This window comes from Agarivorans sp. MS3-6 (assembly GCF_054112545.1).
On record NZ_CM134202.1, the window covers coordinates 1,994,240 to 2,009,059 of the forward strand.

A 14,820-nucleotide genomic window follows, 5' to 3' on the forward strand; every position below is an offset into this window, starting at 1 on the left:
CTATAAATTTTAGGTGGCGGATCATATAAGAAGCCACCTAGCTTAGCAAGTACCCTGAGGCAATAAGCGAATAAAAAAACAACAAGGGCTTAATTTGCCCCACAGCGCACTCTACCAGTAGAATGAGTTAGGTTTTTCCTTGAGTTTACTAATTAGTGTCTATCGTTCGTGTTGCTTTAGCTATACCCCTGCGTCGCCTATTTGATTACAGCGTGCCTGACAACAGCCCTATGCCGGTAATTGGCAGCCGGGTTAAGGTACCGTTTGGCAAAGGTGAAAAAGTAGGTTTAGTGGTTGAGCACCCCGATGAAAGCGACATTGCTTTAGATAAGCTTAAGCCTTTCAGCGAAACCTTAGATAACCAAGCCTTATTACCAGAGAGCTTGTTTAAGCTACTTAATTGGGCCAGTTCTTACTATCACCACAGCTTAGGCGATGTATTAAACCAAGCGCTTCCTAGCTTATTACGCAAAGGTGACCCCGCTAAGCCTAAAACCGTGGTGGCGTGGCAACTTAGCGAGCAAGGCCAACAAGCTGAGCTAACCCGTTTTAGTCGCGCCCCCAAACAAGGGGTGATTATTGGCGCGTTGCAGCAACAGGCTAATTATCAGCTTAGTGATGAACAGTGTAAAAAAAGTGACTTTTCTCGCCCTGCCTTAAAAGCCTTACAAGAAAAAGGCTTTATTACGAAGCTTGAAGTAGCCCCCAAGGTTGAAGATTGGACTCAACAAGACACCAAAAAAACCCAGCCGCTAAACCTCAACGCAGAGCAAGCTATTGCCGTCGCCGCCATTAACCAAAGCTTGTCGAGCTTTCAGGCTTTTCTTATTGAAGGCATTACAGGCTCGGGTAAAACCGAAGTCTACCTCAACGTAATAGCCGAAGTGCTGGCAAAAGGGCAGCAGGCCTTAGTACTGGTACCTGAAATAGGCTTAACCCCACAAACGCTAGCCCGATTTGCCGAGCGTTTCAATGTACCGGTGTATGCCATTCACTCAGGCTTAAATGATAGCGAGCGCCTCAATGCATGGATAAAAGCCAAGCAAGGCGAGGCGGGCATTATTATTGGTACACGCTCGGCGGTATTTACGCCAATGGCAAGGCCTGGGGTGATTATTATCGACGAAGAACACGACAGCTCATTTAAGCAACAAGACAGCTTTCGCTATCATGCTCGCGATCTTGCCATTGTGCGGGCTCGCTTAGAAAAGATCCCTATAGTGTTAGGCTCGGCGACCCCTTCTTTAGAGAGTTTACATAATGCGCTATCGGGGCGTTACTCTCACCTTGAGCTAAAACAGCGGGCTGGCAGTGCCTCTTTAGCCGAGCAACAACTGCTCGACATTCGCCAGCAACCCTTGTCTTCGGGCTTATCTCCGGCCTTAATTAAAGCCATGCGCATAGAGCTAAAAGCTGGCCGCCAAGTGATGCTGTTTCTTAACCGCCGTGGTTACGCGCCAGCACTGTTATGTCACGAATGTGGCCATGTGTGTGAATGTGAACGCTGCGAAGCCTATTTTACCTATCACCAACAACCAAGGCACCTTGCTTGCCACCACTGCGGTAGCCAACGAGCGGTGCCCCATCAGTGTACTCAGTGTGGTTCTACCAACTTGGTCACTACCGGTTTAGGCACCGAGCAGCTGCAAGAAGCCCTGTTAGACATTTTTCCTGAATACAAGGTGGCCCGCATTGATCGTGACAGCACTCGCCGTAAGGGCAGCTTAGAGCAGCTACTCAATGACATTCACGCTAATCAATATCAGATCTTAATTGGTACGCAAATGCTAGCCAAAGGCCACCACTTTCCCAATGTTACCTTAGTGGCATTATTGGATATTGACCATGCCCTGTTCTGTTCTGATTTTCGTGCGCCCGAGCGTTTAGCTCAGCTTTACGTGCAAGTGGCCGGGCGTGCTGGCCGCGCCAACCTGCTAGGCAAGGTATTGTTACAATCGCACCACCCAGAACACGAGCTGCTGCAAGATTTAATCAACAATGGCTACCAACATTTTGCTCGCTTTGCGTTAACTGAACGCAAAGACACCGAGTTACCGCCCTTTAGTTTTCAGGCGCTGTTTCGCTTTGAAGCCATCGACGGCAATGCAGTCACCGAGCTTAGCCAGCAGCTTTATCAAATAGCCCAGCCACTACAACAAGGCAACACTTGGGTATTTCCACCGATGCCTGCCCCGCAGGCGCGCCGTGCCGGAAAATATAGAATGCAGCTGCTGATTCAAGCTGAGCATCGCCCTAACTTGCATCAACTGGTTCATCAATTACTGCCGCAATTAGAAAGCCTAAAACTGAGCAGAAAAGTGCGCTGGTCTTTAGATATAGACCCTTACGACATGCAATAAGCCGTGTAGTTTTAAATCGGCAATCGGCGGCTTTCAGCCAACAAGCTCCAGCATTGACTTCAGGCGATTTGAGCCGGTGAGGCGAAGTAAGCAGAATTAGCCTAGATAAGAGATAGTTTTCACGGCAAATTGTCGGTAAAATGCCCGCTTTGTACATTCTATTTACGCGAGATTGGTGTCAGCCTACATGAAAGAGCTTATTCAACAACTTCTGGAACAAACGGTCACAGCCCTGAAACAACAACAGGTGCTTCCTGAAGGATTCGAACCACGTATCCAAGTAGACCGAACCAAAGATAAAGCTCACGGTGACTTGGCGACCAATTTAGCCTTAATGGCTGCCAAACCTGCAGGCAAAAATCCACGAGAGTTAGCCCAGCTAATTGTTGATAACCTACCGGCATCAAGCTTGGTAGAAAAAACCAATATTGCTGGCCCTGGATTTATTAACTTCTACCTAAATAACGATTGGTTAGCCGCGCAAATCGAAGCCATGGCAACCTCTGCTACGGCCAACGTTAAGCCTGTTGAAAAAGCCCAAACCATTGTGGTGGATTATTCAGCCCCTAACGTAGCCAAAGAAATGCACGTAGGTCACCTGCGCTCAACCATTATTGGTGACGCGGTAGTGCGTACGCTCGAATTTTTAGGTCACAAAGTCGTTCGCGCTAATCACATTGGTGATTGGGGAACGCAGTTCGGTATGTTAATTGCCAACTTAGAAGAAGTAGAAGCCCGTGGTACCGATGCCGGTGACATTGAACTGGCCGACTTAGAAGTGTTTTACCGTGAATCTAAAGCCCGTTACGACAGCGATGAAGTATTTGCCGAACGCGCCCGTAACTACGTGGTTAAGCTACAAAGTGGCGATGAATACTGCAACACAATGTGGCGCAAATTGGTCGACATTACTCTTAGCCACAACCAAGCCGTATACGATCGCCTAAATGTATCACTCACTAAAAATGATGTGATGGGTGAGAGCATGTATAACAACATGCTACATGACGTGGTCAACGATCTTAAACAACAAGGTTTAGCGGTTGAAGATAACGGCGCCACGGTAGTATTCCTTGATGAATACAAGAATAAAGATGGTGACCCTATGGGAGTTATCATTCAGAAAAAAGATGGTGGCTTCCTGTATACCACTACCGATATTGCCTGTGCCAAATACCGCTATCAAACACTGCATGCCGATCGCGTGTTGTACTTCATTGACTCGCGCCAGCACCAGCATTTAATGCAAGCATGGAATATTGTTCGCAAAGCCGGTTACGTGCCTGAAGACGTACCGCTAGAGCACCATGCTTTTGGCATGATGTTGGGTAAAGATGGTCGTCCATTTAAAACCCGCAGTGGCGGCACGGTTAAATTAGTTGATTTACTAGAAGAAGCGGAGCAACGCGCGCAAACCTTGGTGGCCGAAAAATCTCGCGATTTAGATGCCGAGCAACAAGTACAAGCAGCAAAAGCTATCGCTATGGGCGCAGTAAAATACGCCGATCTATCTAAAAACCGCACCACCGATTACATCTTTGATTGGGAAAACATGTTGGCCTTTAACGGCAACACGGCTCCGTACCTGCAGTACGCTTATACCCGTATCCAATCAATCATTCGCCGCTCAGAAATTGACGTAGCCAACTTGCAACAAGCGGTTAGCCTTGACCAAGATGCTGAAATTGCCTTAGCGCAAAAGTTAATTCAGTTTAGCGACGCGGTGCATAACGTAGCCAACAAAGGAATGCCACACATGATGTGTAACTACCTTTACGAGCTAGCCGGTGCATTTATGACCCTTTACGAAGCCTGCCCAATCCTTAAAGACGATGTTGAGACCGAGGTAAAACACAGCCGCTTACGTTTAGCGGCGTTAACTGCCAAGGTACTTGATCAAGGGCTCTCATTATTAGGAATTGAGACCCTGGAACGCATGTAAGCATGGCTAAAGACTATGTAGGCCGTAGCAAGCCTAAGAAAAAACCGGCGGCTAAATCTAGCCGCGCGGTGAGCAACCAAAAACGCTTCCCTTTTGCCCTAGCAATTACCGTGTTGCTGGCGATTGCTGGGTTTTCGGTATTGCTATTTAACATTAAAGGCACGGCCCCGACACCGGCGCTAGAGTTAAGTGAAATAGTCAAACCGACTAAACCCGCTAAACCGGCAGCGGTATTGCCTGACCTGCCTAAAGAGCGACCTTACGTCAAAGAGTTAGAACAAAAACAGGTAGAAGTAGAACTGGCCGCCAAACCCAGCAAGCCAGCCAAACCCTATCAAATGCAGTGTGCGTCTTTCCGTAGCCGCGATAAAGCAGAAGAGAGTAAAGCCTTAATTGCTTTTGCTGGTTTAGAGAGCCAAATTCGCCGTACCGACGGAAAAAATGGCGCTTGGTATCGCGTGGTGCTAGGGCCCTATCCAACCAAACGTGACGCAGAGCGTGATAGGCACATTTTGCAACGAGCCAAAATTAACGGCTGCCAAATTTGGCATTGGAACTTTTAAGCCATTAATGATTAATTACGCCAAACTCACTTAGTTTGGCGTAATTAATAACCCCTTTATCATCACCAGCAATCTGCCCTCAGCATTTACCCTCTGGCACTCTCGAAAAGCTCAATACCGCATCGTTAAAGTCGATGATGTTGATAAAAAACACATGTAATTAGTCATAATTTTCAAAAAATACAACGCTAAACGATTAAAAATATTACTTATTTGAACTTGTTCTCAAATATGTTATAAAAATGTAGCTAGGCTAGTATGTTAGGTACAACTAAAATATGCGGCAGGACTATTTAGCTCATTGACCGCTACTCGGACAGGAACGCGAAGTAATGGAAAACACCGATCTAGAGCAACTAGAACGACGCCGATCTATGCGACTCGACTTAGAAAACGAACCCGTACTGCTAAAATGGATGGATAGCAACGGTGACGCCCAGCAATTAGAGGCTACCTGCATCGACATTTCGCGCCGCGGCATGTTGATTTTGCATAGTGACGATCTACAGATAGGCACCAAGCTAACGGTATTATTCACCTCTGAGCATTCTGAAGCAAAAGAGATGCAAGCCAAAGTAGCGCGCTGCCATCGTAAAAACTTTTCTACTTACCATATGTTTCTGTTATTGCTATAAAAAGTACATCTAAGTAAGCAAACTTAGTACTTTGTCTTATACTTATTAAATCACTACCAACAGACAAGATTGGTAGCAAGGAAATATTTAGTAAGGAGAAGGCCATGTTGATATTAGTAGGTGGGGAAAAAGGTGGTAGCGGTAAAAGCTGCTTGGCCCAAAATATCGCCGTACACCTTAAAACCGATCTTGACGCTAATATCTTGATGGTTGATTGTGATCCACAGCGCACCACCTCAGATTGGATCCAAGCGCGTAACGAAGATGAATCTCTCCCCAGTATTAACTGCATTCAACTGTACGGTAAAATTCGAAAAGACCTGTTAAGCCTAGAAAGCGCTTATGATTTCGTGATTGTTGACTGTGGCGGACAAGATAACCTAGCGATGCGCGCGGCTATGTCGGTCGCCAAATACGTGCTTATACCCCTTCGGCCCAAGCGACGAGACTTAAAAACCTTGCCTCACATGGAAGACATGTTAAGTACCTGCAAAATGGTTAACCCCAAAATGGTGGCCAATTTTGTTATCACCCAGTGCCCAGCCCTACCCAGCCAAGCCAAACGAATTTTAGATGCTAAAGATGTCTGCCGGTCCTTTGGCTTAGACGTGCTTGATTCGGTCACCTTCACGCGAAATATCTACGATGATAGCGAAGAGAGTGGGCGCTCAGTGATAGAAATCGAGCAAGATGGTAAGGCGGCAGCCGAAATAAAAGCCATTGTTACCGAGATGCTAGCTATTCAACAAGAAGACTCTCATGAGTTTAACTGATTTAAAAAAACAATCGCTGTCTCGTAACAAGCGTAAAAAAATATCAGTCGATGATTTCATCAACGATGCTGAGAATTATGCCCAAGGCAAACCCAGTGTCGCCACACTAAAAGCCGAAGCAAAGCCGCCCAAAAAAGCACACCCCAATTTTCGTCACTGCACCTTTACCTTTGATAATCTTGCGATTGTTCAGCTGCAGCAAGCATCAACTCAACATACACTCCCAAAATCAAAGTTATTGAGGATGCTACTAAAACAATTTTCCTCGCTTGATATCCAACAGCAACAACAATTGTTAGACAAACTGCAAGACAACTAAATCCGCTCAAACCTTGAAAATAGTCTAAAGCTCCCCCATCTCATTTTTATAACAAAGCTAACTCTTAGAGTAAGCCAAATTAAATGAGGAAATAACGTGACTACTATCGTCTCCGTCCGCCGCAACGGCAAAGTGATCATCGCTGGTGATGGCCAAGTATCACTTGGCAACACAGTAATGAAAGGTAACGCTAAAAAAGTCCGTCGCTTGTATCACGGTCAAGTATTAGCGGGTTTCGCCGGTGGTACAGCCGATGCCTTCACGCTATTCGAGCGCTTTGAAGCTAAGCTTGAAATGCACCAAGGCCATCTCACCAAGGCCGCTGTAGAACTGGCCAAAGATTGGCGAACTGATCGCATGTTGCGCAAATTAGAGGCCTTACTGGCAGTGGCCGACAGCGAAGCATCATTAATCATTACCGGGAACGGTGATGTGGTTCAGCCAGAAAACGACTTAATCGCCATTGGTTCAGGTGGCCCGTTTGCTCAATCAGCAGCGCTCGCTTTGCTTGAGAACACCGATTTAGGTGCTCGTGAAATTGCCGAAAAAAGCCTAACCATCGCAGGCAATATTTGTGTGTTTACTAACCTAAACCATACTATTGAAGAATTAGACGCTAAAGCCTAAGGCTTTGCAGGAAGAAATTATGTCGGAAATGACCCCAAGAGAAATCGTCTCAGAATTAGACAACCACATTATCGGCCAAGCCGATGCTAAACGTGCAGTAGCCATCGCCTTACGTAACCGCTGGCGCCGTATGCAGTTAGGCGATGAATTACGTCAAGAAGTGACCCCTAAAAATATCTTGATGATTGGCCCAACGGGTGTCGGTAAAACTGAGATTGCACGCCGATTAGCTAAGCTTGCTCATGCACCGTTTATCAAAGTGGAAGCGACCAAATTTACTGAAGTAGGTTATGTAGGTAAAGAAGTTGAAACCATTATTCGTGACCTCGCCGATGTCGCGTTTAAGTTAACGCGTGAACAAGAAACTGAAAAGTTTCGTTTTCGCGCCGAAGACCAAGCTGAAGACCGCATTTTAGACGCCTTGCTCCCCCCCGCGAAAGACAGCTTTGGCCACGATGAGAAAAAAGAAGATAACTCTACTCGCCAAGCATTTCGCAAAAAGCTACGCGAAGGCCAGCTAGATGATAAAGAAATTGAAATTGATGTTGCCCAACCCCAAGTTGGCGTAGAGATCATGGCGCCTCCAGGTATGGAAGAGATGACCAATCAATTACAAGGCATGTTCCAAAACCTATCGGGTAATAAAGACAGCAAAAAGCGTAAGGTAAAAATCAAAGAAGCCTTCAAGTTATTGATCGAAGAAGAAGCCGCTAAAATGGTTAACCCTGAAGAGCTAAAAGAAAAAGCCCTTCACGCGGTAGAAAATAACGGCATTGTATTCTTAGATGAAATAGACAAAATTTGTAAACGTGGTGACACCTCAGGTCCAGATGTTAGCCGTGAAGGCGTACAGCGCGACCTACTACCCTTAGTAGAAGGCTCAACCGTTAGTACTAAGCACGGCATGGTAAAAACTGACCACATCTTGTTTATTGCTTCAGGGGCGTTTCAAGTGGCGAAGCCTTCAGACCTTATTCCTGAACTACAAGGCCGATTACCGATTCGAGTAAGCTTAGATGCTTTAACCGCTGAAGATTTTGTCAGAATTTTAACCGAGCCAAACGCCTCATTAACCGAGCAGTATAAAGCCTTAATGGCCACAGAAGGTTTGAACATCGAGTTCACCGAAGACGGCATTCGCCGCATTGCTGATGCCGCTTGGCAAGTAAATGAACGTACCGAAAACATTGGTGCGCGTCGCTTACACACAGTGATGGAAAAGCTGATGGAAGAGTTAAGCTTTGTAGCATCGGATAGTGCAGGCCAACAAATCACTATTGACGCTGACTATGTAAATAACTCGCTAGATGATTTAGTGGCCGACGAAGATCTAAGCCGCTTTATTCTGTAAGCACTGTAACGCTGCTTCAGTCTGTAAGTACGATAAAGCCGCCGCTAAGGCGGCTTTATTCGTTCCACCTTCTCTCTCGCTATACCTTTGCCCTTGGGCATTCCTGAATAGATCTCATTTCTTAATTGAAAACCGCCACTTAGCGTTTATACTGGTAGCGCTAACTCGGCCAAAATCAGGATCCAAACCATGGAATATAATACCTCAGAACTTTGTGACCTATACGCAGATACGGTTGACGTTGTAGAACCCATGTTTGCCAGCTTCGGTGGCAGAAACTCTTTTGGGGGAGAAATCACTACGGTTAAGTGCTTTGAACACGCAGGGGTAATCTCACAAGTGGTACAAGAGTCGGGAACTGGTCGAGTATTACTGATTGATGGTGGTGGTTCGCTACGCCGTGCCCTGGTCGATATAAACATTGCCGAAACAGCCGCTGAAAATGAGTGGGACGGTATTATTGTTTATGGTTGCGTACGTGATGTAGACGCCTTGGAAGATTTAGATATCGGCATTCAAGCCTTGGCTTCTATTCCGGTTGGCGCTGACGTCAACGAAGAAATTGGCGATGTAAATATCCCGGTAAACTTTGGTGGAGTGACCTTCCTTCCAGAAGATCACATCTACGCAGATACCACAGGGGTAATCTTGTCACCTGAGCCCCTCGACATCGAGTAAAGGCTCAAGGTAAGCATTTACACCTACTCGGCGTGAACGTCTTCAATACGGCCTAATAAGGCTTTTAGACGTTCCTGCCAAGATTGCTGCTCTTGTAATAAACGGCCATTTTCATCACTTAGCTGGCTGTTTTGTTCTTTCAGTTCATCAATTTCCATACGTAAAAGCTCAATGCTATCTACTGCTACTTGAACTTTCGCTTCTAATTTTTCTAAAACATCAAAAGACATCTACATTACTCCCATTAACTGTGTCGAGCTTCGCTTAAGCATTTCTTTGCCAAGCTAGCGTCATGTATAAATGAACCCTAATTGGCGCCCACGTATTGATAAGAACGGCTTTAAAGCAGCATACTCTTGTCATCTTTAGCCAACAAGGGTAGAACAGTATTTACCTAACTAGTTGTCGAATTTATAGTCATGAAATTAAAGAAAGGCCGTTACCAGCATTACAAAGGTGCTGATTACCAGGTTATTGATACCGTTATTCACTCTGAAACCGAAGAGTTACTAGTACTGTACCGCCCACTTTATGGGGAAGGCAAACTGTGGGTAAGGCCCTATGAGATGTTTTTTGAAACGGTGAATGTGAACGGAGAGCAAGTGCCACGATTTGCGTTCATCGAGGCACTTAAAGAATAGGCCTAAATATTTTGTCCCATGTCGATAGCCGGCATATCGCAACTTGGCGTACCCACTACTTTTGCGGGCACGCCTGCAACGGTGGTGTGAGCCGGTACATTTTCAAGTACCACACTGCCCGCGCCCACTTTAGCGCCACGCCCCACTTCGATATTACCTAAAATTTTTGCCCCTGCACCAATCAGTACCCCTTGACGAATTTTAGGGTGACGGTCACCACGATCTTTACCGGTACCGCCTAGCGTCACCGATTGTAAAATAGAGACATCATTCTCAATCACTGCTGTTTCACCCACCACAATTCCAGTGGCGTGATCGAGCATAATGCCTTTACCAATGGTTGCAGCTGGGTGTATATCCACCGAGAAAACGGCAGATATTTGGTTCTGAATATAGCGTGCTAAAGCCAAACGCCCCTGATGCCACAACCAGTTAGCCACTCGGTAACCTTGCAGGGCATGAAAGCCTTTTAAATATAACAAAGGAATAGCGTAATATTTCACTGCTGGATCTCGATCTTTTACCGCCACAATGTCGGCGGCTACCGCTTCCAATATGCAAGGGTCAGCAATTAAGGCTTCTTCGATAAACTCGCGCAACAAGATGGCCTGAACCGTTGAGCTATCTAATTTACTGGCCAACTGAAAACTCAAGGCCGAGGCAAGAGTATGGTGATTCAAAATCGTTGAATAGAAAAAGCTCGATAGCATCGGTTCATCTTCAGCCATACGGTGTGCTTCATCGCGTACTTGTAGCCACACGGTTTCCGCTAACGTTTGTTTGATTTGATAGTCCTTTAACTTTTCCTTTGCCACACTTTCACCTTACTCGAGCTCTAATTTCTTTTCTAGCGGAACCACCGACTGAGGGTCTTGGTGGATCAATACATCGGCTTCAGGCCATTGTTCAATCATTGCATCCTCAACCTTATCAGCAATGATATGCGCCTGATAAAGACTAAGTTTATCATCTAGTTCTAAATGAAGCTGAATAAATTTTGTCTGCCCTGACTGACGGGTTCTAATATCGTGAGCACCTAAAACATCGGGCACAGACAACGCGGTATTATATACCTGTAACTGGAAGGATTCTGGCAGTTCTCTGTCTAGTAGATTCTGTACTGAGTCTTTGGCTATTCCATAAGCGCCATAACAAATGTAAAGCGCAATCAAGATAGCAAACAAGCCATCGGCCCAATACCAGCCATACTGGCTAAGTAGCAAAGCAATCAACACCGCCGCGTTCATGTAAATATCCATGGCGTAATGCATCGAGTCGGCTTTAATCACACTGTTGTTGGTTTTAGCGACCACATAGCGCTGAAACAACACCAAAGCGATGGTGATTACAGTCGATATTATCATCACAATAATACCCAACTGGCTATGCTCTAGGGCTTTAGGGTGAAGCAGTTCGGTGGCGCCGCCATATAACAGCATGCATGCCGAACCGGTGATAAAGGCCGCTTGGGCCACCCCCGCTAAGTGCTCGGCTTTGCCGTGACCAAAACGATGTTCTTTATCAGGGGGTTGTAAGGCGTAGCGGATCGCCAGTAGATTGACTAACGACATGCCAATATCCATTAGCGAATCAATCAGAGAGGCTAATATACTGACCGCGCCAGTATAAAAAAATGCAGCGCTTTTAATCACCAATAAAGCCACCGCTACACAGGTGGCAACCCATGTAGCTAAAGTGACTAAGCGTTTATAACTTTGCGGTTCCACGTTAATACTTCAGCGAGGTGTTTGCTAAAGTATAACGTTTAGTTAGTTTGAAGTTTGACCTTTTTTGCCGCCCTTCTCCATACGCTGCTGGTGTTTTTCCATTTTTTGGTTCACCAACTCTTGGTATTTTGTCTGCTGTTCAGGCGTTAGTAATTGATATACCTGATGCTGAGCTTCTAACTTATCTAGCATGCGGCTTTGTTTCATCGCTTGCTGCTGAGTAATCAGTGTTTGGGCCGCGTCTTTATCGAACGTCGCTGAAGTGATAATAGCCATGCGCTGCTCATGCATCATTGCGCGCTGTTCAGTATTTGGCTGTTGCTTCTTCTGCGCTTGCATAATTGCTTTCACTTGCTGTTTTTGCTCTGCACTTAAGTCTAACTGTTTCATCATATGCATTTCAGCGCGCTGATCTTGTTTACCGCCTTGTTTTTCACCTTTAGCAGCGAAAGCAACAGGGGCCACAACTAACGCACCTACAAGTGCTGTTACTAGTAATTTTTTCATGATGTATTCCTCGGGTTTGTTAAGTCCTATTAAGTGTACATATGGCAATGCAAACAAATGCCAGCAAAGTGTAAAGCAATGTAAAAGCGCCAAATAAACCCTACAAAGCTCATTAAGTTTTGTACAATTTAACTACCAGTCAAATCAAAGAGAATCATTAGTGAAGCTGCTATTAATAGACGACGATAAAGAGTTAACTGAATTACTCGGTGAATTATTAGAACTTGAGGGCTTTGCTTGTGACATTAGAAATGACGGTATCAGCGGCTTAGCGCAGCTGCAGCAGCAGTCTTACGATTTAGTATTACTAGATGTAATGATGCCCGGAAAAAATGGCTTTGAAGTATTAAAAGACCTACGTAAGAACAACCAGCAGCCAGTATTAATGCTAACCGCAAAAGGCGATGAAATAGACCGAGTACTAGGTTTAGAGCTGGGAGCCGATGACTACCTTGCCAAGCCATTTAGCGAACGCGAGTTATTGGCAAGAATTCGCGCCATTTTGCGTCGCACCCAAGTGCCGGTAGCCACAGACAATCATACAGAGCTTATTTGCCACCAAGACTTAAGCTTGTCTATCGCTAAACAACAAGCTCACTGCGATGAACAAGAGCTGGACCTCACCAGTACTGAGCTATTACTACTTCAACAGCTGCTTGAGCATCCCGGGCAATTGTTAGATAAACACGATTTAAATAAAAAGGTGCTAGGCAAACGCCTACAAGCTTTTGACCGCAGCTTAGATATGCACATTAGTAATTTAAGAAAGAAGATCCCGGCTAGAAAAGACCAGCTACCCAGAATTAAAACGGTTCGGGGTAAAGGCTACATGTGGCTAGAGTGGTAAGCATGAAACGTTTCATAAACAACTTATTTGTAAAAATATTTGTCTCGTTTTGGATGATTTTGCTGGTGACGGCATTTGTATCCATTAACCTGTCGCAAATGCTCAGTACCGATAACTTTCCTGCGCCGAGCTGGGCCACCAAGAGCTTAGCCGAATTCTCAAAACGCATTGAAAGAAGCCCACAAAAAGCGCTACAACCAAGGCAAGATTCACACTTCAAAGCACGGTTTGGCAAGCCCTTCTTAGTGGACGCAGAAGGCGTGGTGGTTAATCAACCCCAAGTGAGTCGCAGTATGCGCCGTTTTATCGCTAACCATGATGCACTCAGCAACCCTAGAGTCACCTTAGACAAGCAACATATCTTAATGGGACCACAGGCTGTTACCCTGAATGACAAAAACTATTTGTTATATGTTGAGCGACGCAGCAACCCAGAACAAATGAATGCCTTACGCCACTTTGGGGTATCCCCGTGGTTTCTCTCCATGGTGGCTATCGCCTTGAGTTTAGCGCTGTGTTTTCTGCTAACAAGGCATATCGTTAATCCTTTAAAGCGGCTTCAAGCGGCGGCCAACAAAGTATCATTAGGACAGCTAGATACCCCATTACCTGAGATATCGCGCGGTGACGAGATTGGCCAACTATCTGACAGCTTACAACGTATGGTCGATACCCTTAATCAAGCCATTAGTAACCAACAGCGCTTATTGAGCGACATATCGCATGAGCTTCGCTCGCCCTTAACTCGCTTAAACATGGCCTTAGCCATCAGTAAGAAGCGCCAAACCAGCACCCCTGAAATGGAACGCATCGAGCGCGAATCTCAACGCCTCGCAGAGATGATCAATGCTTTATTGTCATTATCTCGCATGCAGGTAAACGCTAAGCAACAATCAATAGCGTTAAGCGATGTAATGAATGACTTAGTCAATGACTGTGAGTTTGAAGCAGAGCAACTACATAAGCAGTTTTCAGCCCGTTTTCCAGAAGAAACAACACTGGTGTGTTACCCGCAGTTGCTCAGTTCGGCTATCGAAAACATTTGTCGCAATGCATTGAAATACGCCAGTAAAACGGTCTCGCTAAGCGCCACCATTGAACAGCAGCAGTTATTGATTACGGTGCGTGATGACGGGCCGGGGCTTGACGACAGTGAGCTCAGCAATATCTTCCGCCCTTTTTATCGTAGTGGCGAAGCGCGCGACCGAGACAGCGGCGGTGTGGGCTTGGGTTTAGCTATCGCTGAATCAGCCATTCGCCAACACGGCGGCGAGATCAGCGCCAAAAATCGTCACAGCGAACTGAATCAATTGAGCAAAGGGCTAGAAGTTAACCTGCGCTTGCCACTACAATAGCGCTTTTGCAGCGACTTGGACTAACCATGATTAACATTGTGCTATATGAACCAGAAATACCACAAAATACCGGCGCAATTATCCGTTTAGCGGCGAACAGCGGCTGTAACCTGCATTTAATCGAACCCTTAGGTTTCGCTTGGGACGATAAGAAAGTAAAACGCGCCGGGCTAGACTATCACGAGTTTGCTGAGGTTAAGCGCCATGCTAATTACCAAGCCTTTCTAGATAATGAGCAACCCAAGCGCTTATTAGCCTGCACCACCAAAGGCAGCGGTTTTCATAGTGACTTTAGCTTTGAAGCGGGTGATTACTTGATGTTTGGTCCTGAAACTCGCGGGCTACCCGACGAAGTATTATTGCAAATAAGCAGTGAGTTTCGTTTACGGATCCCCATGCTGGCCGACAGCCGCAGCATGAATTTGTCTAATGCGGTATCAGTATTTGCTTACGAAGCGTGGCGCCAACTAGGCTATATCGACGCAGTATAATAGC

General features: G+C 45.8%; 17 protein-coding genes. 13 read left to right on the top strand and 4 right to left on the bottom strand.

Features of this window, described 5'->3' with window-relative positions:
• Positions 1-155 precede the first annotated feature (155 nt).
• The 9 genes from priA to rraA all read left to right on the top strand — a co-directional run bounded on the left by priA (position 156) and on the right by rraA (position 9,248).
• Positions 156-2,360, top strand: coding sequence for a primosomal protein N' (priA, locus tag ACVFI8_RS09000; protein WP_248713800.1), 2,205 nt, complete (start codon positions 156-158; stop codon positions 2,358-2,360).
• A gap of 187 nt (positions 2,361-2,547) precedes the next feature.
• Positions 2,548-4,302, top strand: coding sequence for an arginine--tRNA ligase (gene argS / locus ACVFI8_RS09005; protein ID WP_248713799.1), 1,755 nt, complete (start codon positions 2,548-2,550; stop codon positions 4,300-4,302).
• 2 nt (positions 4,303-4,304) lie between these two features.
• Entirely contained in the window at positions 4,305-4,865 is a 561-nt protein-coding gene (locus tag ACVFI8_RS09010; RefSeq protein ID WP_457873641.1) for an SPOR domain-containing protein, read from the top strand.
• Between the two features lie 332 nt (positions 4,866-5,197).
• A complete protein-coding gene (locus ACVFI8_RS09015) occupies positions 5,198-5,500 on the top strand; it encodes a PilZ domain-containing protein (protein ID WP_248713797.1) in 303 nt (100 codons plus the stop codon).
• Between the two features lie 104 nt (positions 5,501-5,604).
• Positions 5,605-6,273 carry an AAA family ATPase gene (locus ACVFI8_RS09020; RefSeq protein ID WP_248713796.1) on the top strand — a complete coding sequence of 223 codons (669 nt, stop codon included), beginning with the start codon at positions 5,605-5,607 and terminating at the stop codon, positions 6,271-6,273.
• Positions 6,260-6,592, top strand: a complete 333-nt coding sequence (locus ACVFI8_RS09025; RefSeq protein ID WP_248713795.1) for a replication protein RepA — start codon at positions 6,260-6,262, stop codon at positions 6,590-6,592. Before ACVFI8_RS09020 ends, ACVFI8_RS09025 begins: the two co-directional genes overlap by 14 nt.
• A 96-nt stretch (positions 6,593-6,688) precedes the next feature.
• A complete protein-coding gene (hslV, locus tag ACVFI8_RS09030; RefSeq protein WP_248713794.1) occupies positions 6,689-7,219 on the top strand; it encodes an ATP-dependent protease subunit HslV in 531 nt (176 codons plus the stop codon).
• Positions 7,220-7,238: 19 nt separating this feature from the next.
• A complete protein-coding gene (hslU, locus tag ACVFI8_RS09035; RefSeq protein WP_248713793.1) occupies positions 7,239-8,570 on the top strand; it encodes an HslU--HslV peptidase ATPase subunit in 1,332 nt (443 codons plus the stop codon).
• Between the two features lie 189 nt (positions 8,571-8,759).
• Positions 8,760-9,248: a ribonuclease E activity regulator RraA gene (gene rraA / locus ACVFI8_RS09040; protein ID WP_248713792.1), complete on the top strand. Its 489-nt coding sequence runs from the start codon at positions 8,760-8,762 to the stop codon at positions 9,246-9,248.
• 23 nt (positions 9,249-9,271) lie between these two features.
• Here the strand turns inward: rraA and ACVFI8_RS09045 are convergent, their stop codons facing one another.
• The gene (locus ACVFI8_RS09045; protein ID WP_248713791.1) at positions 9,272-9,478 is read right to left on the bottom strand and encodes a cell division protein ZapB; all 207 of its coding nucleotides are present in this window, start codon (positions 9,476-9,478) and stop codon (positions 9,272-9,274) included.
• Between the two features lie 189 nt (positions 9,479-9,667).
• Here ACVFI8_RS09045 and ACVFI8_RS09050 point away from each other — a divergent pair, with 189 nt between their 5' ends.
• Positions 9,668-9,889 carry a DUF1653 domain-containing protein gene (locus ACVFI8_RS09050; RefSeq protein ID WP_457873642.1) on the top strand — a complete coding sequence of 74 codons (222 nt, stop codon included), beginning with the start codon at positions 9,668-9,670 and terminating at the stop codon, positions 9,887-9,889.
• Positions 9,890-9,891: 2 nt separating this feature from the next.
• On the opposite strand, the gene cysE is transcribed toward ACVFI8_RS09050, so the two are convergent.
• From cysE to ACVFI8_RS09065, 3 genes are read right to left on the bottom strand one after another with little or no spacing between them, the layout of a single operon-like run.
• Positions 9,892-10,704, bottom strand: coding sequence for a serine O-acetyltransferase (cysE, locus tag ACVFI8_RS09055; RefSeq protein WP_455905857.1), 813 nt, complete (start codon positions 10,702-10,704; stop codon positions 9,892-9,894).
• 9 nt (positions 10,705-10,713) lie between these two features.
• Positions 10,714-11,616 carry a cation diffusion facilitator family transporter gene (locus ACVFI8_RS09060; protein WP_248713789.1) on the bottom strand — a complete coding sequence of 301 codons (903 nt, stop codon included), beginning with the start codon at positions 11,614-11,616 and terminating at the stop codon, positions 10,714-10,716.
• 42 nt (positions 11,617-11,658) lie between these two features.
• Positions 11,659-12,123 (bottom strand): Spy/CpxP family protein refolding chaperone, encoded by a 465-nt coding sequence (locus ACVFI8_RS09065; protein ID WP_248713788.1) that lies wholly within the window; start codon positions 12,121-12,123, stop codon positions 11,659-11,661.
• 160 nt (positions 12,124-12,283) lie between these two features.
• Here ACVFI8_RS09065 and ACVFI8_RS09070 point away from each other — a divergent pair, with 160 nt between their 5' ends.
• From ACVFI8_RS09070 to trmL, 3 genes are read left to right on the top strand one after another with little or no spacing between them, the layout of a single operon-like run.
• Positions 12,284-12,970 (top strand): response regulator, encoded by a 687-nt coding sequence (locus ACVFI8_RS09070; protein WP_248713787.1) that lies wholly within the window; start codon positions 12,284-12,286, stop codon positions 12,968-12,970.
• A gap of 2 nt (positions 12,971-12,972) precedes the next feature.
• Positions 12,973-14,325 (top strand): ATP-binding protein, encoded by a 1,353-nt coding sequence (locus ACVFI8_RS09075; RefSeq protein ID WP_248713786.1) that lies wholly within the window; start codon positions 12,973-12,975, stop codon positions 14,323-14,325.
• 26 nt (positions 14,326-14,351) lie between these two features.
• The gene (gene trmL / locus ACVFI8_RS09080) at positions 14,352-14,816 is read left to right on the top strand and encodes a tRNA (uridine(34)/cytosine(34)/5-carboxymethylaminomethyluridine(34)-2'-O)-methyltransferase TrmL (RefSeq protein ID WP_248713785.1); all 465 of its coding nucleotides are present in this window, start codon (positions 14,352-14,354) and stop codon (positions 14,814-14,816) included.
• The last annotated feature ends 4 nt before the right edge of the window (positions 14,817-14,820 follow it).